21 protein-coding genes are annotated in these 25,032 nt (G+C 70.9%); 6 read left to right on the forward strand and 15 right to left on the reverse strand.

Annotation, left to right across the window (positions count from 1 at the left end; genetic code table 11):
* Window positions 1-8: 8 nt before the first annotated feature.
* Window positions 9-1,436, reverse strand: a complete 1,428-nt coding sequence (locus AW274_RS24860) for a DHA2 family efflux MFS transporter permease subunit (RefSeq protein WP_062436768.1) — start codon at window positions 1,434-1,436, stop codon at window positions 9-11.
* 221 nt (window positions 1,437-1,657) lie between these two features.
* On the opposite strand from AW274_RS24860, the gene AW274_RS24865 reads away from it, so the two are divergent.
* Window positions 1,658-3,046: an LVIVD repeat-containing protein gene (locus AW274_RS24865; RefSeq protein WP_062436769.1), complete on the forward strand. Its 1,389-nt coding sequence runs from the start codon at window positions 1,658-1,660 to the stop codon at window positions 3,044-3,046.
* A 5-nt stretch (window positions 3,047-3,051) separates the two neighbouring features.
* On the opposite strand, the gene AW274_RS24870 is transcribed toward AW274_RS24865, so the two are convergent.
* The 12 genes from AW274_RS24870 to AW274_RS24925 form a co-directional block, all read right to left on the reverse strand.
* Complete coding sequence (locus AW274_RS24870) at window positions 3,052-3,591, reverse strand: hypothetical protein (RefSeq protein WP_062436770.1); 540 nt, start codon at window positions 3,589-3,591, stop codon at window positions 3,052-3,054.
* Between the two features lie 12 nt (window positions 3,592-3,603).
* On the reverse strand, window positions 3,604-4,545 hold the full coding sequence (locus tag AW274_RS24875) for a hypothetical protein (protein WP_062436772.1): 942 nt from the start codon (window positions 4,543-4,545) through the stop codon (window positions 3,604-3,606).
* On the reverse strand, window positions 4,542-5,189 hold the full coding sequence (locus AW274_RS24880) for an NADPH-dependent F420 reductase (protein WP_157520703.1): 648 nt from the start codon (window positions 5,187-5,189) through the stop codon (window positions 4,542-4,544). Before AW274_RS24880 ends, AW274_RS24875 begins: the two co-directional genes overlap by 4 nt.
* Window positions 5,186-5,626, reverse strand: coding sequence for an acyl-CoA thioesterase (locus tag AW274_RS24885; RefSeq protein ID WP_062436776.1), 441 nt, complete (start codon window positions 5,624-5,626; stop codon window positions 5,186-5,188). The genes AW274_RS24880 and AW274_RS24885 overlap by 4 nt, the downstream gene beginning before the upstream one ends.
* Window positions 5,623-11,010, reverse strand: a complete 5,388-nt coding sequence (locus AW274_RS24890) for a type I polyketide synthase (protein WP_062436777.1) — start codon at window positions 11,008-11,010, stop codon at window positions 5,623-5,625. Before AW274_RS24890 ends, AW274_RS24885 begins: the two co-directional genes overlap by 4 nt.
* Window positions 11,011-11,014: 4 nt before the next feature.
* On the reverse strand, window positions 11,015-11,929 hold the full coding sequence (locus tag AW274_RS24895) for a hypothetical protein (RefSeq protein WP_062436779.1): 915 nt from the start codon (window positions 11,927-11,929) through the stop codon (window positions 11,015-11,017).
* On the reverse strand, window positions 11,926-13,788 hold the full coding sequence (locus tag AW274_RS24900; RefSeq protein WP_062436781.1) for an FG-GAP repeat domain-containing protein: 1,863 nt from the start codon (window positions 13,786-13,788) through the stop codon (window positions 11,926-11,928). The genes AW274_RS24895 and AW274_RS24900 overlap by 4 nt, the downstream gene beginning before the upstream one ends.
* Window positions 13,785-14,729 (reverse strand): DUF1702 family protein, encoded by a 945-nt coding sequence (locus tag AW274_RS24905; RefSeq protein ID WP_062436783.1) that lies wholly within the window; start codon window positions 14,727-14,729, stop codon window positions 13,785-13,787. The genes AW274_RS24900 and AW274_RS24905 overlap by 4 nt, the downstream gene beginning before the upstream one ends.
* 133 nt (window positions 14,730-14,862) lie before the next feature.
* On the reverse strand, window positions 14,863-15,324 hold the full coding sequence (locus AW274_RS24910; RefSeq protein WP_062436785.1) for an SRPBCC domain-containing protein: 462 nt from the start codon (window positions 15,322-15,324) through the stop codon (window positions 14,863-14,865).
* Between the two features lie 52 nt (window positions 15,325-15,376).
* Window positions 15,377-15,712 (reverse strand): ArsR/SmtB family transcription factor, encoded by a 336-nt coding sequence (locus AW274_RS24915; protein ID WP_062436787.1) that lies wholly within the window; start codon window positions 15,710-15,712, stop codon window positions 15,377-15,379.
* A gap of 88 nt (window positions 15,713-15,800) precedes the next feature.
* The gene (locus tag AW274_RS24920) at window positions 15,801-16,532 is read right to left on the reverse strand and encodes an ArsR/SmtB family transcription factor (protein ID WP_063813591.1); all 732 of its coding nucleotides are present in this window, start codon (window positions 16,530-16,532) and stop codon (window positions 15,801-15,803) included.
* Between the two features lie 38 nt (window positions 16,533-16,570).
* The gene (locus AW274_RS24925) at window positions 16,571-17,710 is read right to left on the reverse strand and encodes an NAD(P)/FAD-dependent oxidoreductase (RefSeq protein ID WP_062436791.1); all 1,140 of its coding nucleotides are present in this window, start codon (window positions 17,708-17,710) and stop codon (window positions 16,571-16,573) included.
* 130 nt (window positions 17,711-17,840) lie between these two features.
* Between AW274_RS24925 and AW274_RS24930 the strand changes: the two genes are divergently transcribed.
* The 5 genes from AW274_RS24930 to AW274_RS24950 all read left to right on the forward strand — a co-directional run bounded on the left by AW274_RS24930 (window position 17,841) and on the right by AW274_RS24950 (window position 23,000).
* The gene (locus tag AW274_RS24930; RefSeq protein WP_062436793.1) at window positions 17,841-18,524 is read left to right on the forward strand and encodes an ArsR/SmtB family transcription factor; all 684 of its coding nucleotides are present in this window, start codon (window positions 17,841-17,843) and stop codon (window positions 18,522-18,524) included.
* Window positions 18,525-18,623: 99 nt separating this feature from the next.
* A complete protein-coding gene (locus tag AW274_RS24935) occupies window positions 18,624-19,244 on the forward strand; it encodes a 4Fe-4S dicluster domain-containing protein (protein WP_063813593.1) in 621 nt (206 codons plus the stop codon).
* The gene (gene nrfD / locus AW274_RS24940; protein WP_062436795.1) at window positions 19,241-20,041 is read left to right on the forward strand and encodes an NrfD/PsrC family molybdoenzyme membrane anchor subunit; all 801 of its coding nucleotides are present in this window, start codon (window positions 19,241-19,243) and stop codon (window positions 20,039-20,041) included. Before AW274_RS24935 ends, nrfD begins: the two co-directional genes overlap by 4 nt.
* 11 nt (window positions 20,042-20,052) lie before the next feature.
* Complete coding sequence (locus tag AW274_RS24945) at window positions 20,053-22,548, forward strand: molybdopterin-containing oxidoreductase family protein (protein WP_062436797.1); 2,496 nt, start codon at window positions 20,053-20,055, stop codon at window positions 22,546-22,548.
* Entirely contained in the window at window positions 22,545-23,000 is a 456-nt protein-coding gene (locus AW274_RS24950) for a TorD/DmsD family molecular chaperone (RefSeq protein ID WP_062436799.1), read from the forward strand. Before AW274_RS24945 ends, AW274_RS24950 begins: the two co-directional genes overlap by 4 nt.
* On the opposite strand, the gene AW274_RS24955 is transcribed toward AW274_RS24950, so the two are convergent.
* A complete protein-coding gene (locus tag AW274_RS24955) occupies window positions 22,993-24,183 on the reverse strand; it encodes a ferritin-like domain-containing protein (RefSeq protein WP_062436801.1) in 1,191 nt (396 codons plus the stop codon). The two genes, AW274_RS24950 and AW274_RS24955, sit on opposite strands and share 8 nt — an antisense overlap.
* Window positions 24,180-25,019, reverse strand: a complete 840-nt coding sequence (locus tag AW274_RS24960; protein ID WP_062436803.1) for a phosphate/phosphite/phosphonate ABC transporter substrate-binding protein — start codon at window positions 25,017-25,019, stop codon at window positions 24,180-24,182. Before AW274_RS24960 ends, AW274_RS24955 begins: the two co-directional genes overlap by 4 nt.
* Window positions 25,020-25,032: the final 13 nt, after the last annotated feature.

Genomic DNA, 25,032 nt, shown 5'->3' on the forward strand with positions numbered 1-25,032 from the left:
CCTTCTCGTTAGTTTTCGCGGATGGGGGAAGGCTCGGGGGACGGCGCCATGTCGAACTCGGGCCGCTTGATGATGAAGGCGGCCGCGACCCCGACCAGGGTGATGACGGTGAGCACGATCGTGGCCGGGGTGAAGCCGTCGACGAAGCTCTCGGCGCTGCCGTAGCCGCCGGTCGCGGTGAAGGTCGCGGCTGCGGCGGCGACGCCGAAGACCGCGCCGACCTGCCGGACGGTGTTGCTGACGCCGGCCGCGATGCCCGCCTCCATCGGGTTGACCGAGCGCATCACGGCGGAGGCGACGGTCGGGAAGGCGATGGAGACGCCGATGCCGGCCAGCAGCAGCGGGAAGATCATCGGGCCGTAGCCGGTGCCCGCGTCGGCCATGAAGGCGATCGCGCCGAAGCCGATGGCGTGCAGGAGCAGGCCGATGATGACCAGCGGGCGCTCGCCCATCTGGTCGGCCAGCTTCCCGGCGATCGGGGAGACGATGATGGCCAGGCCGACCCAGGGCAGCATGCGCAGGCCCACGCCGAGCGGCGAGTTGCCCTCAGCGAGCTGGAGGTACTGGGCGAACACGAAGCCGTTGCCGTACAGGGCCGCGGCGAGCACGAAGCCCGCGATGCAGCCGCCGGTGAAGCTCAGGTTGGCGAACATGCCGATCGGCATCATCGGGCTGGGCGTCTTGGTCTGCCAGTAGACGAACAGGGCCAGCGCGACGAAGCCGCCGATGAACCCGATGAGGATGGTCGGCTCGGTCCAGCCGACGTCACCGCCCCGGATCAGCGACTGCGCGATGCCGAACACGCCGAGCGTCGACAGGATCAGGCCGACGACGTCGATGCCGCGTACGGCGCCCCGGGTGTCGGCGATGCGCGCCATGCTGAGCAGGATCAGGGCGATGCCGACGGGCACGTTCAGCCAGAAGATCCACTGCCAGGCGAATCCCTGGATGACCAGGCCGCCGACCAGCGGCCCGGCGGCGACCGCGACACCGGAGATGGCGCCCCAGATGCCGAAGGCGGCGCCGCGTTCCTGCGGCGGGGTGGCGTCGGTGATGACCGCCAGCGCCAGCGCGATGGCGATGCCGCCGCCGATGCCCTGGACGGCGCGGGCCGCGATCAGGGTCTCGATGGTGGTGCTGAGCGCGCAGACGGCCGAGGCCAGCGTGAAGATCGCGATGCCCGCGACGAACAGGTTGCGCCGTCCGAACCGGTCACCGAGCGCGGCGCCGGTCAGTATGAACGCCGCGAAGCCCAGCTCGTAGGCGTTGACGGTCCAGCCGAGCCCGGCGACGCCGGCGCCGAGCTCCTCGTGCAGCGTCGGCAGAGCGGTGGTCACGACGAGGACGTCGAGGCCGACCATGAAGGACGCGAACGAGGCCAGGATGAGCGTCCATCGTTGGCGATCCTTGGGGAACTGCGAGGAGACGTCGGTCATGGTCACTCCAACCAGACAGGGGGAAGGACCGGGCAGCGCCTCGCGCGCTCCACGCCCGGCGGAAGATCACTGTATGGTTTTAAACGTTAGTGGCTGCTTCCGAAAGCGTCAACTGTCACTCGAAGATGGGCGGATGGCCCCGAAGTGACGAGTCCGGCTTCCATGGAATCTCTCATCGAACGATATTGACTATATATTTATAAAGTACTCCACTGGAAGTCATGAACCGGAGAACCCCCTTACGCGTGGGCGGCGCGCTGGCCGTCCTCGCCCTCACCTTCGGCAGCACACCCGGCGTCGCCGCGCCCTCCCCCGCGCCCGACGCGGTGCTTAGCAGTCCGAATGTCAAGCAGGTGGCCAACATCCCCAAGCCCGGCCCGTTCGCCGCGCCGATGGCCCCGATGACCGACCTCGTCTTCACCGGCGATCACGCGATCGCCGGCAACTTCGAGGGCTTCGTCGTGTACGACATCCGCACCCCCACCGCCCCCAAGCTCGTCAGCCAGGTCCTGTGCCCCGGCGCGCAGAACGACCTGTCCGTCCACGGCGACCTGCTGTTCCTGTCGACCGACGACCCCCGGAGCGACGACACGTGCAAGAGCACGCCCGCCTCGCCGACCGACCCGGAGGCGTGGGAGGGAATCAAGATCTTCGACATCAAGGACAAGTCGAACCCGCGCTACGTCGGAGCGGTGCGCACCCCCTGCGGCTCGCACACCAACACGCTGGTGCCCGGCGAAGGCAGGGACAAGGACTCGGTCTTCCTGTACGTCTCCTCCTACGGCCCCGCCCCGACCAACCCCACCTGCCAGCCCCCGCACAACGGCATCGCGATCGTGAAGGTCCCGGTCAAGTCGTCCGAGAAGGCGAAGATCGCCGCCCAGCCGGTGCTGTTCCCCGGCGGCGGCAACCCGGCCGACGAAGGCGCCACCTGGTTCCCGACCAGCGGCTGCCACGACCTGGCCGCCTACCCGGCCAAGGACCTGATGGCCGGGGCGTGCATGGGCGACGGCATCCTGATCGACATCTCCGACCGGCTCAGGCCCCGGGTGATCGACACCGAACGCGACGTGGAGAACTTCGCCTTCTGGCACTCCGCGCTGTTCAACGACAAGGGCGACAAGGTCGTCTTCACTGACGAACTCGGCGGCGGCATGGCCCCCACCTGCAACAAGATGGTCGGCGCGGAGAAGGGCGCCAACGCCGTCTACACGATCGAGAAGCGCAGGCTGGTCAAGCAGAGCTACTACAAGATCCCCCGCGAGCAGGGACCGACGGAGAACTGCGTGGCCCACTACGGCTCCCTGGTGCCGGTCGCCGGGCGTGACGTCATGGTGCAGGCGTGGTACCAGGGCGGCGTGTCGGTCTGGGAGTTCACCGACCCGCGCCGGCCCAAGGAGATCGCCTACTTCGACCGGCCGCCGCTGTCGGACAAGCAGCTCATGCTCGGCGGCGCGTGGTCGGCCTACTACTACAACGGCTACGTCTACGCCACCGACACCCAGAAGGGCCTGGACGTACTGGATCTGACCGACCCCGGCCTCCGGTCGGCCAAGGACGTGAAGCTCAAAGAACTCAACGCGCAGACCCAGTACGCCAGGAAGGCATGACCCGCTCAGCGGGTCGTGACGAGGGAGCGGGCGGCGCACTTACAGTCCATCGCCGCCCGTTCCTCCGGCCGCGGCCGCATGTGCAGCACCATGGCCACCACCATCGGGACGAAGACGATGGTGTTGTAGAACAGGTGCAGCTCGACGCGCGGGATGAGCAGCTGGATCAGGCTGGTCGGCACCGCCTTGCCGGCGATGTACGACCCGGAGAGCGCCTGGATGAGCAGCAGCAGGTGCTCGAAGTGGTGCCAGGCCTGGATGGCGAGGGAGATGGTCCACCAGGTCTTGGCCCGGCCGGTGAAGCCGGGCCGCAGCAGGATCAGCCCGATGAGCATGAGGAAGGCGTACCCGTAGTGCATCCACTCGGAGTGGACCAGCCACGGGAACGGCACGCCGAGGACGCCCCGGGCCTCGTGCAGCGGCCAGCCGAGGGCGTAGATCTGGATCGCCTGGGTGATGTGCTCGGCCCAGTGCGCCACGACGATGAGGAGATAGATCCACAGTGCGATGTGGTGGTAGCGGTTGTTGATGGCCCAGGAACGCATGGCGTTTCTCCGTCAGTACCAGGTGATGGTGGGGAACCAGATGACGCCGGTGCGGGCGAGCAGCCGGACGTCCCAGTAGAGGAAGGTGAAGACCCCCGCGACCAGTAGCGCCGACCCGGCCACCACGGCGACCCGGCCGGGCTTGGAGGTGAGCCAGCGCTGGACCCGCCCGCCGGTGGCGACCGCGAGCAGCAGGAACAGCACCGCGAGCACGACGATGTTGCCCAGCGACTGGGTGAGGAACGACAGCGCGCCGTAGAGGGGGTTGCCGCTGTCGGCGACGTCGCGGAACAGTTGCCGGTAGAGGCCGAAGGGGCGGCCGATGAGGAACAGGCCGATCAGCACGCCCATGACCAGCGACCGGGCGTGCGGGAATCGGGCCGAGACCTTCGCCAGCGGGTCGGGCACCAGGTGCAGCGCCGCCAGCCCGAGGTAGATCATGACCAGCCCGAGGACGCCGAACACGACCAGCGACTGGATCAGGCGCGGCGCGAGCTGCCCGGAGGCGACGGTGACGGTGGAGTACTGCGGCATGTGCGTGCCGAAGAAGGCGACCACGACCCCGTACAGAGCCGAGACGACCGCCATCGCGGCGACCAGCCAGCCGAGCGGCACGAGCGCCTGGGTGATGCGGCCCTTGATGGAGCGGCGTTCGCCGAGCATGGGCGCGACCGCGCCCAGAGCGGCGATGTTACAGGCGGTGAAGGTGCCGCCGAGGCCGCTGGCGAAGGCGAACAGCACGCCCGACAGGATGCCGGCGATGGGCGCTCCAGTGGCCTCGTGGCCGATGATCGCGCTGGTGACGTTCTCGCCGATGACCTTGTCGACGAAGGGCGCCGACCAGAGCACGGTCAGGGCGAAGCCGCCGAGAAAGCTGAACAGCACGATCCGACCCCGATGGTCGGGGACGTCGGTCCGCGGTGGCGCGGTGGAGCGGGGCTGGGTGGCCGTCACGTGGGCCGTCCTTTCTGGTGGGGGGTGGTGAGCCGGAACCCGACGGAGTCGCCGAGGCCCTGCTCGGTGCCGAGGTGACGTAAGAAGGCGGCCAGCGACTCGATCCAGGTGCTGGCCGACAGCGGTCCGGCGTCGAGGATGGTCAGGCCGGTGCCGCCGAGCAGCGCGGTCACCGCGTCCTTGGCGGCCGGGTGGTCGCCCGCGATCGGCACGGTGAGGTCGTCACCGGGCCTTACCAGGCTGAGCCGCCGGGCCGAGACGCAGTTCAGCGCTTTGACGACGGCGCTCTTGCGGAAGGCGTCGGCGACCAGTTCGGCCGACGAGCGTGGCCCGCCCTCCGGCATGTCGCCGGGGTCGGGGTTGGAGACGTCCACGACGACGCGGCCGGCCAGTTCGCGTGCGGTCAGCGGGGCGATGACCTGGCAGGTCACCCGCAGCCGGGTGGCCAGGAACACGATCGGCGCCCTCGCGGCGACCGTGGCCAGGTCGGCGGCGACGGAGCCGGGCAGCGTGGCGGCCAGCAGGGCGCCGGTCCGGCGCGGCCCGCCCGCCAGGAGGAGCGGATGGCCGTTGCGGTGCAGCAGCCCGGCGATGGCGGCGCCCATCGAACCGCACCCGACGACCCCGACGGGCTCCCCCCTCACCGCCGGCTTCCCGGCACGGCGTACGCGTCCAGCGCCTGGTAGAGCTCCTGGGGGACGTCGATGGCGATGAGGTCGCCGTCGACGCGCTGCATGCAGGCGACCGTCTGCGCGCCGCGGGCGACGAGCTGGCCGGGGCCGTTGCCGACGCGGAAGTAGTCGAAGCCCATGACGATCCGGTTGAGGTCGATGCTGCGCAGCGTCATCCGGATCGACACCAGGTCGAAGGCCTGCAACTCGGCGAAGTACTCGCACGAGCACGACACGGTGACCAGCGCGAGGTCGGAGTAGAGGTTGCGCAGCACTCCAGGCGCGTGGTCGGCCAGGAAGCGTTCCCGGCAGGCGCCCTGCCAGGCGACGTAGTTGGCGAAGTAGACGTTGCCGACGAGGTTGGTGTCGGCGAAGGTCACCAGGTGTTCGTAGGCGAAGTGGGGGTTCACGGTGATCCCTTCACAAGGACGGCCACGGCCACCGGCCGAGGATCACCGCCGATGCGCACGATCGCCGAGGCGATCCGGTGCGGCCCGCCGCGCAGCAGAACCCATCCCTGCTCGAAGACCCCTGAGACGGTGAGCGGCACCCCGCCGGTGTCGCCCGCCGAGACCAGACAGGAACGGACCGTGCGCAACCGCGCGTGCGTGAAGGCGGCGGGCTCGCCGGTGAGCCGTGTGATCGGATGGGGCTCCCCTGGCGGCTCCTCCTCGTCGAGGGCCACGTGGTCCAGGGCGCAGCCGAGCGTGGCCGCGCCGGTGACCTCCAGGTCGAGGCCGGGGCCTGTCTCGACCTTGACGTTGACGTCGGGGAGCAGGCTCTCCAGCCCGCGTTCGACCAGGGGGCCGAGCAGGACGGCGGGCCAGCCGCCTTCGGGTTCGAGCGGGCCGATGTCGCGTAGCCGCAACCGGTGCCAGCTCAGCACGGGCCGGTCCTGGTCGTCGTGGACCGAGACGTCGTAGACGTGCTCGGCTCCGTCGCGGTGATGTTCTGTCGCCGACAGGCGCAGTTCCGCCGGGTGGGGGCCGGGGTCGTGCACGGTGATCGCCTCGCAGCCGACCGGCAGCAGGCGACGGCCGGGCACGCAGACCTGGAGCGCGTGGATGGTGGCGTCGGTGAAGGTGGGGTCGCCCAATTGCGTGCCCTCCGGAGACCAGCGCGGCCCGGCGTCCACGACGGCGACGCAGGCGGTGGCCTCCAGGTGGTCGTAACGGCGTACCCGCTGGAAGGCGGGGCCGTGGAAGAAGATCGGGCCGTAGAGGTCGGCGCCGTCGTGCGGCGGCAGTTCCGAGACCCGGTGCAGAGGCTCGATCGGCTCCCGGGTGGTTCCGGCGACGGCGGTGAAGTGCTCGGCGGCGTAGCCGCTCTCGTCGCTGCGCAGCACCACGCGGACCCCGTCCGGGCCGGCCAGCGCGCAGACGCGGACCGTTCGCACCCCGTCGTCCGGGACGATGACCGGCCGGTCGAAGCGGGCCGTACCGAGGGACGTGACCGGGTGCCCGGTGAGCGTCGCGGCGGCCTCGGCCATCAGCTCCAGCGCGACCACGGCGGGCAGCACGGCCAGCCCGTCGATGAGGTGGTCCCTCAGCTGGGGGTGGGTGTCCAGCGCCAGGTCGGCCTCGGCGACCAGTTCGACGCCGGGGACGTGCAGCCGGGTCCGGGTGAGCAACGATCCCGCCGGGTCGCCGGGACGGTCGAGTTGCGGCAGCCGCCCGGTCGCCAGGAGGGTGGAATTATCGGCCGTGAGCACCTCATGGAGCAGTTCCACGCCTCGATCGGCCGGGAGGGGGTCGACCCCCGCCCGGCGCAGGCCGTCGAGCACGTCGAGGCGCTCGCCCATGCCGGCGCCCGACCAGGCCGTCCAGTCGACGTTGCGAACCCGGCAGTGCGGCACCCGCCGCGCCAGGACGCGGGCGAGTTCGCGCATGCGGCCGTTGGCCAGGGCGTAGTGGGCTTCGCCGGGGAGGCCGAACCGGCCGATGACCGATCCGAAGGTGACCACATGGCGCAGCCGGGACAGGTCGACGGCGGCCAGGACGTTCTTCAGGCCGTGGTACTTGGCGGCGGCGTGCCGGGCGAGGTCGTCGTCGGTGAGCTCGGCGAAGCGTTTGGGTTCGTTGACGCCCCCGCTGTGGATGATCGCGGTGACCGGTTCGCCGATCGCCTCCGCCACGGCCACCGGATCGGCGAGGTCGGCCTGGAGATAGGCGTACCGGATGCGGTTCTCGGTGAGGAGTGCCAGGTTGGCGCGTAACTCCTCGTCGGCGGACGGGTCGGCGCGCCCGAGCAGCAGCAGGCGGCAGCCGTAGGCGTCGCCGACCGCGAGGGCGGAGCGGAACCCGATGCCCTTCCCGCCGCCCGTCACCAGCACCACGTCATCCGGGGTCAGCGGCGTTCCGCCGGTTCCGGCCCCGGCGGGGCGGAAGACCGGGACGCCGACACCGCCATCGGCGACTACCTCGACAGGGCCGTCGAACGGGGCCGCGAGCACGGTCGCGACCGATTCGGCGTCGGCGGCGGAGATCCAGCGCAGCCACCGGTCGGGGTGTTCGGCGCGCACCGAGGCGAGGAAGCCCGAGGCGGTGTCGCCGTGGTCGACGACCGTGAGCGGCGATCCGGTACGGGCGGCCTCGACCAGCGCCGCGACGTCCTCGTCCGAAGGGTCCTCGGGGAGGAAGACGAGTTCGGCGTCGCCTCCCGACTGGAGCGAGGGTTCCAAGGCGTCCCGCAACGGGCCCCGGCCGCTGATCCGCCAGGCGTGGGGACGGTCGGCGACCGCCAGTTCGACGGGCTCGGTGTGCTCGGTGAGCAGCCGGTGCCAGCTCGCGACCCCGGCGAGCGGCGGCTCGGTCTCGTCGGCGGTGGGCAGCGCGGCGATCAGCGCGGCGAGTTCGGCCACCGACACGTCGGCCGACATCAGCGGCTCGGCGGGCACAGCCCGGCCCAGCACGGCGGCCGCCTCCCCCGCGAGCTGCACGACCCGCAGCGAGTTCAGGTGCAGGTCGCTGAGCAGCCGGTCGTCCTGGCCGACGGCGTCGACGGGAAGCTCCAGCAGCCCGGCCACCAGTTCCCGCACGGTCGCCGGCACGTCACCGGACGCCGTCCGAGTCTCCGGGACGGCCTCGGCGGCGATCGGCTCGTATCCCGCCTCCAGATGCGGCGCCTGTTCGCACGGGTTCTCCAGGAACAGCGGCTCCCGCCACAGGTCGAAGGGCCGGTGCGAACGATGGGCGGACAGCGGCCGGGGGTCGGTGAGCAGGCCGAGCGCGTAGAGCGCGGCGGCGGCCTGCAGCGGCGCGGCGGCCGGCTCGCCTCCGACGTCCATCGCGACCACGGGCCGCGGCGTCAGCGTGGTGGCCAGCGTGGTGAGGGAGTGTCCCGGACCGACCTCGATCAGCAGGTCGCAGTCCTCGGCCAGGGAGACGACCGCGTCGGCGAACTTCACCGGCGCGGTGAGCTGGGTGGTCAGCAGCTCCGCCAGGTCGGTCTGCGAGGTCAGCAAGGTGCCGAGCACGGTGGAGTGCACGCTGCCGCGTACCGGACCGAAGTTCAGGCCGCGCAGGTGTTCGGCCAGCACCGGCTCGGCCTCGGTGAAGGCCGGTGAGTGGAAGGCGTGACTGACCCGCAGCGGCCGCGCGGTGATCCCCCGCGTCCGGCAACGTGTCAGCAGCGCGGCGAGCTCCGCGTCGGGACCGGCGACCACGTGGGAGGTGCCGTGTTCGGCGGCGACCACCAGGCCGGTGCCCGCGATCAGCGCGTCGGCAAGGTCCCGGTCGGCCATGACCGACACCATCCCGGTGCCGGGGGCACCGTGGGTTTTCATGATCTTGCCGCGGGCGGCGGCCAGGTCGACGGCCTGGTCCTCGGTGAGAGCGCCGGCCCAGTGCAGCGCGGTGATCTCCCCCAGGCTGTGGCCCACGGCGCCGTGGGCGGTGACGCCGAGCGAGGTCAGCCAGCGCAAACCGGCGATGGAGGCCCGCACCACCGACGGCTGCACCACGGCCGTGTCGACGGTGTCGTCGACGCCGTCGAAGTAGGCCGCCAGTTCGGGATCGAACCCGCCGAGCGCCCCGGGGCCGGCCGGGATGCCCGCGCCCTGGCCGGTGAACAGCAGACCAGCCCGGCCAGCCGGGCCGGCGCCCACCGCGCCGCCGGGGAAGACCGTGAAGCCCCCGTCGAGCGCGGCCAGCGCCCGCCGGGCCCGGTCACCGAGTTGCGCAGGATCGGCGGCGACCAGGGCGGCCCGGAAGGCGGGCCGGTCGGCGGGGAGGTGACTGGCGGCGAGGTCGGACAGTTCGCTCATCGCCATCGTCGCGGACGCGGCGACGGCCCGGTCGAGCACGCGGCGCAGTTCCTCGGGGCTGTCCGCTCCGAACAGGACGAGTTCGTGAGTCGGCGGACGCCGGGCGAGCACCTGCTCGCGCGGGGTCAGCGCCGCCCGCCGGGCGGAGGTGGCCGACTCCAGGACCAGATGGGTGTTGATGCCCCCGAACCCCATGGCGCTGACCCCAGCGCGCAGCGGTTCTCCGTCCGGCCACGATTCGGCCTCCGACAACACCCGCAGCGGCGCGCCCTCGGCCCGGAGGCCGGGGTGCGGGCTCTCGCAGCCCGTGGTGGGCGGGAGCACCTGCCGGTGCAGCGCCATGGCGGCCTTGAGCAGCCCGGCCAGCCCGGCGGCGGCCTTGGTGTGCCCGATGTTGGCCTTGATCGAGCCGAGCGCGGCCGGGATCGTGGTCCGCCTGCCGCGCTGCGCCTCGACGAGGGTGGCGATCTCCACGGCGTCGCCGACGGCGGTGCCGGTGCCGTGGCCCTCGAACAGGGCGACGTCCTCGGGGCCGTACCCGAGGCGTTCGTAGGCCCGCCGTACGGCGAGCACCTGGCCCGCCTGTTCCGGGCGGGTGATGCCGCCCCTGCCGTCGGAGGACACGCCCCAGTCGCGGATGAGCGCGAGCGGCGCCCGGCCTTCGGCCAGCGCGTCCTGCGCCCGCATCAAAACGACCATGCCGCAGCCCTCGCCGGGCCAGAACCCGGTCGGGTGCTCGTCGTAGATGCGCATGGCGTCGGTCGCGATCGCGCCCGTCCGGGCGAAGCCGACCAGTTCGAACGGGTCGAGGCTGAGATCGACGCCCCCGGCGATCACGACGTCGGCCGCGCCGGAACGCAGCGTGTTCCCCGCCGTGATGACCGACAGCAGGGACGAGGCGCAGGCGCCGTCAACGGTGTAGCCGCCGCCGTGGAAGTCGAAGTGGTTGCAGACGCGCCCCGCGATGGTGTTGGCCAGCCCGCCCGCCAGGCTCTCGTCGTTGGGCTCGGGGAAGGGCTGTTTGAAGCGGTGCTCGACGGTGGCCAGGAAGCGGGCCAGCTCGGGCGCCTCCCAGCCCTCCTCCGTCAGCGCCTGCTGCATCACCCTGCGGACGTAGGGCCAGCGCAGCCGCAGTCCGTTGGCGCGGCTGAACTCGCCGTTCATGGTATTGCCCACGACCACGCCGACCCGGTCGCGCTCCAGCCCGGCCCCGTCGGGGTATCCGGCGGACGCCAGCGCGTCGGCGGCCACCTCCAGGGCGAGCCAGTGGGTGGTGTCGGTGACCCGGTGGACCGGCCCCGGGATGCGGAACCGGGCCCGGTCGAAACTCCAGCCCTCCAGGACGGCCGCGAATTTGGCGTAGGTGCCGTCGCGGTCGCCGGCGTAGTCGGCCAGGTTCAGCCGTCCCGGCGGGATGGGGCGGAAGGAGCGCCGCCGGGAGAGTACCGACTCCCAGAGCTGGGCCGGGTCGTCGGCGCCGGGGTAGCGGCAGGCGGCGCCGACGATGGCGATGGTGGCGTGGTCGTACACGGGATCACGTCCTGTTGGCGGCGGCGACGAGCTGGGGCGCGGGTTCCTCGGCGGGGGTGGCGGCGCGGGCGCGCAGCGAGATCACTCCGAGTGCCGCACCCCGCAGGGCGCACACGATGACCAGGGCGAAGAACAGGCCGAAGGCGATGTGGACGTGCACCAGCAGCCCGTAGACCGCGGCCGTCGCGACGCCGAAGGCGACCTGGTTGGCGGGTTTGACCGGGGTCGTGCCCGGGTCGGTGATCATGTAGTTGGTGAACAGGATGAACGCGGTGCCGGTCATGACGGTCAGCGCGGTCGCCGTGGCCGTGCCGTCGATGCCGGTCCGGATCACCGCCTGGGCGGCGAAGCCGAGGACCCAGCCGAGGATGAGCGGGATCTTCTTGGTGAGCATGGCGTTGATGACCGTGCCGGAGATCAGGATGAACGCGGGCAGCACCCAGTCGAGCGGCCCGCTGATCCACTCGGTGAAATGGTAGGGAGGCGCGATGCTCACCCACGGGAACACGATCAGCACCACGACGATGCCGAAGTTCGACGGGTTGAGCACGTGCCGGAACTTGCCGTGGAGCCGGATCCGGATCAGGTACTTGGACGCGATCGCCACGATCACCGCGAAGATCACCGGGGCGATGCGGTCGTTGGCGTACAGGAGCATCGCGCAGGCCAGTCCGGTGATGTGGGCCGGCAGCAGGAAGGTGACCAGCCCCTTGAAGCCGCCGCCCCGGAACTTGGGCGTGCGCCCGGTCGCCGCGGCGTCCAGCCACTCCAGCCCGATCTCCAGGATGTAGGCGGCGGCCAGCGCCGCCAGCGGCGTGACGTAGGCCTGCTCGAAGCCGAGCACGGCGTGGCCGAGGATGTTGAACGCCGTGATCGAGATCGCGAAGCGGCGCAGCGCGATGACGCGGGGGTCTTTCATCGGGTCTCCTTGACGGTTCCGTCGTTGCCGAGCAGGACCGTGTGCCATCCGGAGGTCAGCCGCGTGTCGGCGCTGTGCCGGACTCCACAGGCGTCGCGCCAGGTGAGGGTGACGTCGGCGGCCTGGCCGGAGAGCCCGAACAGCAACTCGGGCGAGGAGACCCCGGCGTGACCTGCGGCCGGGTACACCTGGCCGCTGGTGACCCCGGCCGCGCCGGAGCGCAGCCGCACCGCGGCGCCGATCGCCGGTGTCGCGGTGAGGGTGCCCTGGCAGGTGGCCGGGCGGGTCAGCGTGAGCCCGAGATGGGGCAGGTCGGTGGTCCTGGTGTTGCGGTAGAAGTGCGACTGCCGCCACTGGTTGCCGATGGCGTAGTCGAGGCGTCCGTCGTGGTCGACGTCGGCCAGCGCGATGCCGCGGGTGGGGCCGCCGTCGTCCAGGCCGAGCCGGCCGCCCAGGTCGTGGAAGCGGCCGTCCGCGCCGCGGACGAAGAAGCGGTCGGGGTCGCTGCCCGACAGGTCGTCGGTGATCTGGAAACGCGGCCACATGGCCGGATCCACCAGCAGGGCGTCGTTGGTCATGGCCAGTTCCTGCAGCTCCGGCCAGCGGTTGGTCTCGCCCCTGATGAAGCCGGTGGCCTGGACGATCTGCAGGTCGCCCGTTCCGGCGAAGTCGCCCATCTTCACGTCCCAGCCCCAGCCGGAGCGGGAGATGCCGATCTGTTCGCTGTGGTCGTCGTAGGAGGCGGTGCCCTCGGCCTTGAAGGCGACCCCGTCGGTGCTGAGCCAGGCGAAGTTGCTCTCGTGCAGGCCGTAGTTCTGGGTGATGTTGCTGACCACCATGTCGGGCACCTCGTCGGCGTTGAGGTCGCCGAACGCGACGCCCATGCCCTTGAAGGAGTCCCACCCGAGGGCCTTGGACTTGGGGGTGGTGAAGTGGCGCACCCCTTCCATGAGCTCGAAGCGCGGGGCGCCCGGTGTGGAGATGTTGCGCAGCAGGCGGTCGGGGCCGAAGTCGTTGGCGACGTACAGGTCGGGGCGGCCGTCGGCGTCGAGGTCCTGGGCGCCCATGGCGAGGGTCCAGCCGTCGCCCATTTCGGCGTCGAACGCCCCGGCGGCCTCGTCGAAGCGGCCTTGGCCCTGAGCGAGCAGGATCCGGTTGCGTCCGGCGTTGTAGGCGCGCGACATCGAGTCCTGCATCTGGATCCCGAACTGCACCGCCGTCGGGTCGAGGATGCGCGCGCCGTCGGGGAAGTAGTTGCCGATCGCGACGTCGGTCCGGCCGTCGCCGTCGAAATCGGCCAGCGAGATGGCGTTGGTGTTCCAGACCTCGTACGGCCGGATCATCTCCGTCGGGGTGAAACCGGTGCCGGAGTTGAGGTGCAGGATGGGGCTGCGACCCCAGAAGTAGACGAGCAGGTCGGTGCGGCCGTCGTCGTTGTAGTCGCCGGGCACGCAGCCCATCGGCGCCATGGTGGCGTTGTAGGGCAGCGGGCCCGCCGTCAGGACGCGGGCGGGGTACCTACTGCCGGTTCCCGGCACCGGCGACAGACGGACCGAGTCGTCGCGCGGGTCGACCAGGCAGACGTCGTCGGGACGGCCGTTGGCGTCGGTGTCGGCCAGCGCGACCGCGCCTCCGAGCGAGGAGATCCAGTGATCGATCCTCTTGTAGGCGGGCGCCACGACGCGGATGGAGCGTTCCGTCGCCGCTTCGTTCAGCGGGAGCCGCTGGAAGGCGAAGCGGCCGGCCAGGGCGTCGGCCGTCGCGGGTGCGGCGGCGGGCTGGCGGGCCACCTGCCAGCCGGCCACGATCAGGACGACCGCGACGACCTGTACCAGGCGTCTTTTGATCGGGGACGTCACCGTGTCACCTCTCCCAGGGTGGAGGACCAGGCGTCCCGGACACCGGCCCGCCAGGCTTCGTAGGTTTCGGGGGTGTCGGGGCGGCCGGTGAGCGCGGCCAGCGCGTCGTCGGTCCACTGCGCCGCCGCGGGGACGTCCACGCCGGTCAGGATCTTCACGGCGGCGGCGGTCTCGTCGGTGACGACGCCCGACAGCAGATGCGCTTTGGCGGCGAAGGCCGCCCCCTGAGCCAGTTCTGCGGCGTGCTCCCCACCCGCTGCGACCAGGCGGTGCAGCGCCTCCGGCGACTGCGCCCCCGTGTAGGCCGCCGCCAGCCCGATGCCCGCCCACAGATCGGCGCGGCGGTGTTCGGGAAGTCCCTCGATCACCTCGGCGATGCGGGCGGGTTCGGCTCCGGCGTAGAACCACAACGCCCGGCCCGCCCCCTGGTCCCTGATGGGGCGGCAGTCCTCCGGTACGCGGGCCTCGATCCAGCCGCTGCCGAAGACCGCGGCGGGATGGAAGAACGCCTGGTGGAAACCCCAGCCGTCCCAAGCCAGCCAGCGCAGCACCGGCGGCCCGAACCGCACCCCGCGCCACGGCCGTAATCGCAGCCGGGCGTAGGCCCACCCTGCCCCGACCAGCAGCAGGTGGACGTAGCGCCCGCCCGTCACCCGGTCGAGTTCGCGGATGCGACGGCCACCGCTCACGGTGACCAGGTCGAGGATGACGGCGCTCATCGCGGCGCCTTCGTAGGCGAAGCCGCGGACCCGCGCGCCCAGCCTGTCTACGCCGAGGTCGCCCGGATCGCGGGAGAGCATCCCGTTGTACCCGGTGGCGAAGGCGGCGACCACCGAGTCGAGGACCGGCCGGACCGCCGGGTCCGCGAGCCGGAACCCCCGCGCGCCGAGATCAAGTTCTTCGGGCCGGAGGGTGAGCGGACGGCGGAGTGCCGATCTCACCAGGGAATGCGACGTTGCCACAGAAGGCAACAAATAACATCGCGAAAAGAGGTGTCAACCGACGATTCGACAGAAAGTCTGCGACGTGCGCAAACAAATTCTAAAAGGATCTATTGAATAGCTGGACGCCGATTCAGCCGTTGACCTGCGCCTCGAAGCGGCTCAGAATGAATGCCCAGCCGGACTGATGTGCCAGGTAGGACTCCATCAGCAGCGAGGTGAGGTTCTCCCAGCCCCGGTGGGTCATCTCGACCCGTGTCAGGGCCGGCCCCAGCGGCTTGAACAGCAACTCGACCTCGGTGAGCGTGGGGGTTTTAATTACCTCCCATGTGAACGTCACCATATTCGGCGGATCCCACTGGAGAATGTGACCCCAGTCGCGTTCCTGGCCGTCGTCGAGAATTTCGTAAATACGCCCGCCCACACGCTCCTCGACGCAGACGTCGCGCACACGTCCGGGCTCGATCGCGATCGCCTCGACGGGCCACCAGGTGGCCAGCTCGCGGGTGAAGGTGCTGAACGTCCGCGACTGGTCGGCCTCGACGTTGACCGCATGGCGGATGGGTTCGACGTTGGTCTCGGCCGGGCTGGTCATCGGCGCTACCCCTGCGTGCGGCGGACGGACAGGGGCAAGTCTGCCAGACCGGTCAGCCCGCCACCTGCTCATCGCGCAAGGCGTCGCCGCCTTCGACCGAGTCGCGGGCCCGCGCCATGCTCTCGCGCCACAACGACTCGACCACCTCGCGGAGCTGGGCCAGCGCGTCTTCGCTGGCCCGGTAGATCCGCTTGGTGCCGTCGCGCCGTTCCAGGACCAGGCCCGCGTCCTTGAGGATCTGCAGGTGCTGGGAGACGGCCGAGCGGGTCACCTCGAAATGCTCGGCGATCCGGCCGGCGGGAAGTTCCTCGGTGGCGACCAGACGCAGGATCGCCCGCCTGCGGGGCTCAGCGATGGCCCGCAGTACCTCGTCCACGTCACCGTTCATGAAGTCAGATCCTAGCCAGGGGGCGAGACCCCTGAATGCTTACGAGAGTAGGCACCCCCTTTCGTTAGCGTCAACTTTCACATCGAGGTCAGGCCCCACGTACGGCCGTGTGCTCCCGCTCGCGTACCGGGGTCACCGGCAGCTGGCGGCGAGGCTTGGGACGGCCGGAGGCCAGGGGAAGGCGCTGAAGGCGCCATTCGAGCATGCCCTCCTCCAGCCTTCGCCCACATCGGCCATGTGACTTGAGCAGCCACAACGCCTCCCGGGCAAGCAGACAGTGGGAGCTGCGGCAGTAGACGACGATCTCGGCGCCGACCGGCAGTTCCTCCACTCTGGTGCGCAGATCCTCGACGGGGATGGAGACGGCGCCCGGGATGTGGGCGGCGACGTACTCGACTGCCGGACGAACGTCGATCAACAGGGTCCGGCCGTCCCCTCGGCGGCGCAGCAGTTCCTCACGGGTGATCGTGGCATCGGAGGCGGCCGCCCGGAGGGGGACCACGCGGGGACTCTCCTGCTCGGGTGAGCGTCGCCGGGTCACCTGGCGCAGGCTGGCATATAAAGAGGCCACGTCGTCACCGGCCAGACGGTAATAGATACGCGTGCCGTCCCGGCGGCTGCACACCAGCCCCGCGTCCCGCAGGACCTTGAGCTGGGCGGAGGTGTTGCCGATCGGCACCCCCGCGGCGGTCGCCAGGTCTTCGACGTTGCGCTCGGCCTGGGAGAGCAGGTCGAGCAGGTGGAGCCGGACGGGATTCGCCATCGCCTTGGCGACTCGGGCGAACTCGGCGAGCACCGTGGTCACGTTGTCGGTGGTCATGTCTACCTTGCCTTTCCCGTCATGTGCTGGAGGGATGTTCACGCGTTCCAGCGCTTGAGCCAGTTGCCTTCCTGGTCGGCCTTCTCCTCGTGGAACAGCGGTGACGGGTCGAAGAGGGTCACCTCGGGGGCGGGGTCACGCAGGAAGTCGCCTTCGCCCTTGGCCGCGACCCGGTCGCCGAGTTCGATGTAGCAGGAACCCATCCCGTCGAACCACGGCTCGGGGGCCTGATAGCCGAGGTGCCGGGCGACGCCGTCGGCCACGACGTCGGCGGCGCCCTCGGCGAACACCGCGGCTTTGGGCAGCGGCTTGCCGTTCGGCAGGATCAGGGCGCTGGCATCGCCGATCGCCCACACCCCCGCCGTCTCGGCCGCGAACGTGCGCGGGGCGACGGGGAGCCATCCGCCCAGCGCCGCCGGTGGCCGGTGCGGCGGGACGACCGCCAGCAGGTCATATCGTTCTCGGGCGCCGCCCGCGAAGAGGAGTTCGCCGTCGCCGACGGACTCGATCGTGTGCTGCCCGTGGAAGCCGATGCCCGCTTGGGTGAGCATGCCGACCAGTGCCTGGCCGACGGCCGGCCCGGCGACCGGCATGGGGAGCGGGTCGGGGGTGAACACGTCGATGGTCACCCGGTCGCGTGCCCCTGTTTCGGTCAGCAGGTCGGCGGCGAGCAGAGCGCCCTCGAACGGCGCGGCGGGGCATTTGAAGGGCACCCCGGCGACCAGCACGGCCAGCCGGCCGTTCTGTAAGGCGGTCAGCTTCTCCCGCATCGCGGCGGCGCCGTTCAGGGTGTAGAACTCTCCGGCTCGCCCGCTGTCGAGGGCCTCGGCCAGTCCCGGTACGGCTCCCGCGTCCAGGTCGGCGCCCAGGGCGACCACCAGCGCGTCACAGTCGAGGATCCCGGCGTCGGTGTGCACCCGCCGGGCCTCCACGTCGACCCGCTGGACCGACGCTCTGATCATTTCCACGCCGGGCAGGGACTCGGGGGTGGGGCGGACGCGGACCCGTTCGGGTGTGCGCCAGCCGCGCATGACCCACAGCAGTGACAGTCCTAAGACTCCGTCGAAGGAACGGTCTACCAGCAGGACACGATCGTGGGCGGGCAGCCGTTCGCGGAGGGCCTCGGCGACGGTGAGGCCACCGGCTCCGGCCCCCAGGACGATGACGATCTTGGTCATGGTGTGCTCCCGTTGAATCGAATCGATCTTTTCGGTGCGGCTCTGACCAGTCGGAACTACAGGACAGGCGTCCTTCGGAAAGCTATAATCCTCCATGCATCCATTAATCCATTGCTCATTGGAGGATTATATGGTCGGAGACAGCGAGAGAAAAGCCTCCCTTTTCGACCAGATCGCCCGCGTCGGTAAAGCCCTGAGTCATGGCAAACGGCTCGAGCTGCTTGACCTGCTCGCACAGCGGGAGCAGAGCGTGGAGGCCCTGGCGAACACCGCGGGGATGGGGGTCACGAGCACGTCGGCGCACCTGCAGACCCTCCGCCACGGCGGGTTGGTCGCCACCAGGCGCGACGGCCAGCGGGTCCTCTACCGCCTGGCGGGCAATGACGTGGTCGATCTCTATGCCCGGTTGCGCGATGTGGCGGCCACCCGGCTGGCCGACGTCCAGGTCGCCGTCGTCGCCTACCTCGGCGAGCAGACCGAGGAGGTGACCCGCGACGAACTGCTGCGACGCGCCGAGACCGGCCGTGTCACGATCCTGGACGTCCGCCCGCAGGGCGAATACGACGCGGGTCACATCCCCGGCGCCGTCTGCATCCCCATCGACGAGCTGCCCGACCGGCTCAGCGAGTTGCCGCCCGAGGCCGACGTGGTCGCCTACTGCCGGGGGGCCTACTGCGTCTTCGCCCCGGAGGCGGTCCGCGTGCTGAAGGCCCATGGCATTCCCGCGGCCCGGCTGAACGAGGGAATGCTCGAGTGGCAGGTCGCCGGACTCCCCGTCGAAAAGGAGGAGTCAAACATTCAAAAGGATTCGTGAACAAGCGCCGAGCTGGGCCGACGACATCGGTTGTTGACCGGGAGAAAAATCCCGATTTACTCTCCGGGGCACCGCTGTCCGAATACCGCGAGGGGTTCCATGGCCCGCCTCGGCATGCTCATCGACCTGCGCACCTGCATCGGCTGCCACGCCTGCTCGGTCGCCTGCAAGGCAGAGTTCGACGTCCCGCTCGGAAACTTCCGCGACACCGTCAAATACGTCGAGGAGGGCGCCTATCCCAAGGTCACCCGCCATTTCATCCCGGTGTTGTGCAACCACTGCGAGGACGCGCCCTGCCTCAACGCGTGCCCGACGGGCGCGGTCGTCCGACTCGACGACGGCCAGGTGACGATCGAGGACGGCGACTGCAACCTCAACCGGGCGTGCATGGCCGCCTGCCCCTATGACGCGATCTACGTCGACGAGGACCGGGGCACGGCCGCCAAGTGCACCTTCTGCGACCACCGGACCGCCGAAGGGCGGCAACCCGCCTGCGTGGACGCCTGCCCGACGAACTGCCGCGTCTTCGGCGACCTCGACGACCCGGGCAGCGAGATCTCCCGCCGGGCCTCGGCCGCCGACGACGTCACTGTCTGGAAGGAGGACGAGGGCACCCGCCCGCGGGTCCTCTACATCGACCCGAAGAGCGCGCTTCCGCTGATAGCCGACCAGGGCGTGCAGGTCGACACGACCGCCGACCTGTCCGGCGAGCCGTCGTGACCCTCGCGTGGGGTCCGCTGCTGGCGGCCTACGTCGTCCTGGTCGGTCTGCCCACGGGGCTGACGCTGATGACGTGGTGGGTCGGCAGGTCGGGCGCGGCGGCGCGGCTGGAGCGGGCCGGGGCGTGGGGCGCGCTGGCGGCCCTGGTGGCGATCAGCGTGCTGCTGGTGGTCGATCTCGGCCGGCCCGAACGGTTCCATCTGATGCTGGTCCGCTTCGACAACCTCGCCTCCCCCATCTCGTGGGGGGCCAAGCTGATCGCTCTGAAGATCCTGCTGCTCCTGCTCGTCGTCTTCGCCATGGAGCGTCGCAGACCGCCCGGTGCGCCGATGCCGCGTACCACCAAGGTCGTGGCCGGGTTGCTCCTGGCCGTCAGTTTCGCGCTCGCGCTCTACCCCGCCGCGCTGCTGGCCCGCTCCTGGGCCTCTCCCCTGGCCGGGAGCTCTGGCGTGTTGTTCCTGCTCACCGCGCTTTTGATGGGCGCCGCCGTCGTCGTGCTGCTCGGGGGCGACGGGCGCACCGCGCTGCTCGGGCTGCTGGCGGCGTCGGCCGTCGCCCTCGCCGTCGAAGCGCTCGCGCTGGCCGGGCGGCCCGGCGACCGGGAGTTGCTGGCCGAGCTCACGACCGGCGCGATGGCGCCGCTGTTCTGGGGGCTCGCCGTCGGGGCCGGGCTGGTGCTGCCCGTCATCGGGTTGCTGGCGCTGCCGCGCAACCGGGTGGTGACGGCGCTCTGCGCGGTCGCCGTGCTCGCCGGTGCGGCGGCCACCCGATACCTGCTGTTCGCCGTCGGCTCGTAGGAGGAACGCCCATGTCCACCTGGACGCTGACCCGGCGCGACCTGCTGCGGGCCGCCGTCGTCGCCGGAGCGGGCGCCGCCGGTCTGGGCGGCATCGAGGTCGTGCACCAGCTGAGCGCCTCACCCGGCCCCACCGGCCAGACGACCGGCGCGGTGCGCCGGGTCGCCTCGATGTGCCAGATGTGCACGACCGCCTGCGGCATCATCGCCAACGTCAGGGACGGTCGGCTGCTCACCATTGAGGGCAACCCCGCCGACCCCAACAGCCAGGGGTCGGTCTGCGCGAAAGGCGTGGCCGGTCCTTCCGTCCTGTACGACCCCAACCGCCTGCTCTACCCGCTCAAGCGGGTCGGCCGCCGTGGCGAGGGCAAGTGGAAGCGCATCACGTGGGAGGAGGCGTACACGGAAATCGCCGACCGGCTGCGCGCGATCCGCGAGAGCGGCCGTCCGGAGGAGTTCGCCTTCCAGCAGGGCCGCAACCGCTCCACCGACATCGTGGCCCGGTTCCTCGACGCCTTCGGCACCCCGTCGGCGTTCAACCACCGCGCCCTGTGCTCCCTGAACCGGCGGGCCGCGATCCTGAGCACGATCGGCGACTCCGACTGGGATCTCGGCGACTTCGAGAACAGCCGCTACATCCTCAACTTCGGCAGCAACTGGGCCGAGGCCCACCAGGGCCACATCCCGGTCGCGATCCGCATGATGCGGGCCCGGGAACGCGGCGCGAAGATCGTCACCTTCGACGCGCGGTTGTCGAACACCGCCGCCCTGTCGGACGAGTGGCACCCCGTCCGCCCCGGCACCGACGGCCTGATCGCCCTGGCCATCTCCCACGTGATCTGCGCCGAGGAGCTGTGGGACCGCGACTGGTTCGACCGGTGGACCAACTACCCGGCCGAGAAGTACGCCGAGCACGTCGCCGCGTACACCCCCGAACTGGCCGAGGCCGAGAGCGGCGTGCCGGCCGAGGCGATTCGGCGTATCGCCCGCGAGTTCGCCGCGGCCGCGCCGCGCTGCACCACGATCTGCAACCGCGGCTCGGCCGCCCACCGCAACGGGTTCCACAACGACCGCGCCATCACCGTGCTCAACGCTCTGGTCGGCAACATGGGCAAGGAGGGCGGCTGGTGCTGGCACCCCATGAGCGCCTGGGACAAGAAGGCGCTGCCCGAGCCGGGCCCGATCGCGCCCAAGCCGACCGCGCGCAGCCTCATCGCCGAGGCGAAGGACTGGCCGCTGGCCAACGCCTGGCAGGGCAACAAGATGCGGGTCGGCGAGATCGTCTACCTGTGGATCAAGGAACGGCGGCAGCAGATCTCGGCGCTGATGACCTACAACTGCGACCAGGCGTGGGCCTGGCCGGAGGCGAACCTGGTGCGCGAGGTGCTGGCCGACGAGGACCTCGTGCCCTTCCACGTCTGCCTCGACGTGATGGCCTCGGAGACCTCGAACCTGGCCGACATCGTGCTCCCGTGGACGACCTACCTGGAACGGTGGGACATCGACTCCCGCCCGCCCCAGGGCCTGGTCGACTACGTCGGCCTGCGCCAGCCCGTCGTCGCGCCGCTGGGCGAGTCGAAGGACCTGCGCGAGATCTTCCCCGAGCTGGCCCGGCGGATCGGCGGCGGCATGGAGGAGTACTTCCCGTGGGCCACGCAGGAGGAGTACTTCGAACGCTACTTCGCCCCCGTGCCCGGCGGCTTCGGCCACATGCGGACCGCCGGCGTCTACGTCGACCCGGCCAAGAAGCCCAACTATCTCCCGTACGAGAAGGAGCTCACCCCCGAAGATCTCGAAGGCACCCGTACCGAGGACGGGGTGATCCACAACGCGGAGGGCCCGATCGGCGTCATGGTCGACGGGGTCGCCCGGCGCGGATTCGGCACCCCCTCACGGAAGGTCGAGGTGCACAGCGGGTTCGTCGCCGACCGGGGCCGCGAGGCCGACCGGGAGATCTCCCCGCTGCCGGTGTACGAGCCCATCCCCGGCCACCGGGAGCAACTCGCCCAGGGCAGGCTCATCATGATCAGCTTCAAGTGGAACGTGCACAACGCCCACCGCACCATGCAGTCGAAGTGGCTCCAGGAGATCTCGCACACCAACCCGGCGTGGCTGAACCCCGCCACGGCGGCCCGGCTCGGCCTGGTCCACGGCGACTGGATCGAGGTGACGAGCTACCGCCCAATTGATCCGCAGGTGCCCCGGGGCGACGGCTCTCGGGTGGGATCGCTGCGCACCCGCGTCCACCTCACTGAGGGCGTCCACCCTCAGGTCATCGCGATCGCCCACAACGCCGGCCGGACCACCGGCGGCCCGGTCGCCTCCAACGGCCGCGACCGCGCCGTGCTGCCCGGCCACGAGCCGCCCGACCACGGCCGGGTCTGGTGGGCGGGCTCGCTGAGCGTGGCCCAGAACGACATCCTGCCGATCTACCCCGACCCGGTGTCGGGACAGCAGGCCTACCACGACACGATGGTCACCGTCCGCCGGATCGAGGGCACCGCGTGAACGCCGACGTCCTGCTGCTCACGTCGCGGCTGGTCAGCACGGAGATCGACGCGCCGTTGCGGGAGGCGCTCGGGTGTCCCGAACCGCTGGAGGAGTTGTCGGCGGAGTTCTGCCGCCTGTTCGTCGGGCCGCGCCCGGTGTGCCCGCCGTACGCGTCGGTCCAGCGGGGCGAGCCGATGGTCGGTGGACGTGCCGAGCGGCGGCTGAAGGACTTCGCCGCCCGGCACGGGCTCGACGTGGTGGTGCCCCCGGGCTTCGCCGTGCTCGCCCTCGACCACCTCGGGGTGGAGTTGGCCCTGCTCCATCACCTCGGCGACGGACCGGTCGCGGCGGAACTGTTGGACGACCACCTGCGGCCGTGGGCGCCCGGCTACCTGCGCCTGCTGGAGGAGTCGGCGCGCCTGGAGCCCTACGTGTCGGCCGCGCGGTGGTGCCGCGAGGAGCTCACATGAAGTTGCGCGTGTGCAGGGCCGACAACTCGGCGGCCTCGTCGTGGGGGAAGCCCAGCCGCACCAGCCGGTGCTGACGTCCCTCGTCCATCTCGGCCTGAAGGTCCTGTACGGCGGCGTAACCGCGCCTGATGCCGGCCGGGGTCCACTCCCCCGCTGCGAGCACGACCAGCGCGTCGAAGACGTCCTGGTTCAGCCCCGCGCTGGAGATGAGCGTCTCGTGCCGCTGCTCGATCGCCCCCCGCAACCGCCCCAGCAAGGTCCGGTCGAGGTTGCCCTGGTGCTGAAGGTGGGCGACACCGAAGGCGACATGGCGGGCCTCGTCCTGGCGTGCCATGCGGGCGACCTGGCGGGTCACCGGGTCGGGGGCGTTGCGGTCGATGAAGGTCAGCAGGTTGAGGAAGCTGCCCTCGCCGAGCACCGACAGCAGGAACGACGCCATTGAGAAGTCGGGTTCGCGCAGCAGCGTGGCCAGCGACTCCCGGCCGCTGACCGAGGAGGTGCCCATCTCGCCGCCTGTCAGCAGCGCCCGCCGGGTGAAGACCTCGACGTGGCGGGCCTCGTCGGCGGCCTGGACGGCCAGCAGTTGCAGCACCTCGCGGAAGTGCGGGTGGATGCGGGCCAGCAGCCGCGCCGGGACGACCAGCGCGGCCTGCTCGTTCTCCACCAGGAACGTCATGACCTGCACGACCGCGCGCTCGATCTCGGGTGCGAGATCGACGGTGGCGTCCCAGGCGATGGCGGTGGCCGGGTCCCACTGCGAGGCCGCGGCGTTGGCGTACAGCGTCGGAGCCAGATCAGCCCAGACGAGTTCCCGCGAGGCCAGGTCGGCGGCGATCGGCGGCCCGCCCGGCTCGACCAGCGCGCCCCGGGCCGCCAGCCCCCAGTGAGCCGGAGGCGCGTCGACGATCCGCAGCGGAGAGGGACCGCCGGCGCGTTCGGCGTGCATCCATCGATCGAGGTCGGCGCGGCCCCGGGTGACCCAGACCCGCACCCCTTCGTCGTTGTCGTCGGCCCGGCGTGTGTGGTGCCCCTTCGCCCGGCACCACACCTCCACGTGCATGGCCAGCGCCGGGTCCAGGCCCGCGACGCCCACCTCGTCACCCGGCCGCAGCGGGCCCAGGGCCCGTTGCAGCAGGATGTGGGCGCCCTGCTCGAAGCCCAGATCGCCCAGGTCGACGATCATGGCCGGTAGTCGGCGGCGGTGACGGCCCCGGCCGCGTCGTAGAAACCGGTCTCGTCGACGGCCCTCTCCAGCGCCGGATAGCCGCTGGTGCGCCCGGGCTCCCAGCGGGTCAGCCCCTCCAGGTCGAACAGCGGCCGGACCTTCGGGTCGGTGTACGACATGGACAGCAGCAGTTCGGCGAAGTCGGCCCGGGTGGTGTCGGAGACGGTCTCGCCCAGGGTCATGTTGCAGTGGTCGAAGGGCGCGGTCTGCCCGATGATCCGGGTCGACCCGGCGGGCAGCGTGCCCTCCTTGCCGAACAGCAGGTGGTTGGAGTCGATCATGCACGCGGCGGCGACCGAACCCGCGATCAGTGCACGGGCCGCATCACGCTCCCCGCCGATGTGGTCACCGTGCAGCCCCACCCCGACGTCGAAGCGCCGCACGTTCACCGGCACGTCCCGGGAGGCCAGGTAGGACAGCGGCAGCAGCGTGGCCTGCGGCGAGTCGACCGCCCCGACCGCGACGGTCTCACCCTTGAGATCGGCCACGTCCTTGAAGGGCGAGTCGGCCCGTACGACGATCAGCGAGGTCAGATCGCGGTCGGTGTCACGCATGACCAGCGGGGTCAGCGTGCGACCGCGCGCCTCCGCGAGCCGTCTGCTGCGGATCCATGCCAGCGGCGAGTTCCAGGCGGCGTCGATCCGGCCCTCAGCCAGGTCTTCGGCCTGGCGCTCGTACTGGGAGTAGAGGACGAAGTCGAAGGGCAGCCCGTTGTCGTTCAGCCACGACCGGAAGCCGCCCCAGATGGTGACCACCTTGGGGTCGTAGGCCACCGCACCCATGAGAAGCGTCATCGCGCGCGCCTTC

Source organism: Herbidospora daliensis (assembly GCF_001570585.1).
Lineage (GTDB): Bacteria > Actinomycetota > Actinomycetes > Streptosporangiales > Streptosporangiaceae > Herbidospora > Herbidospora daliensis.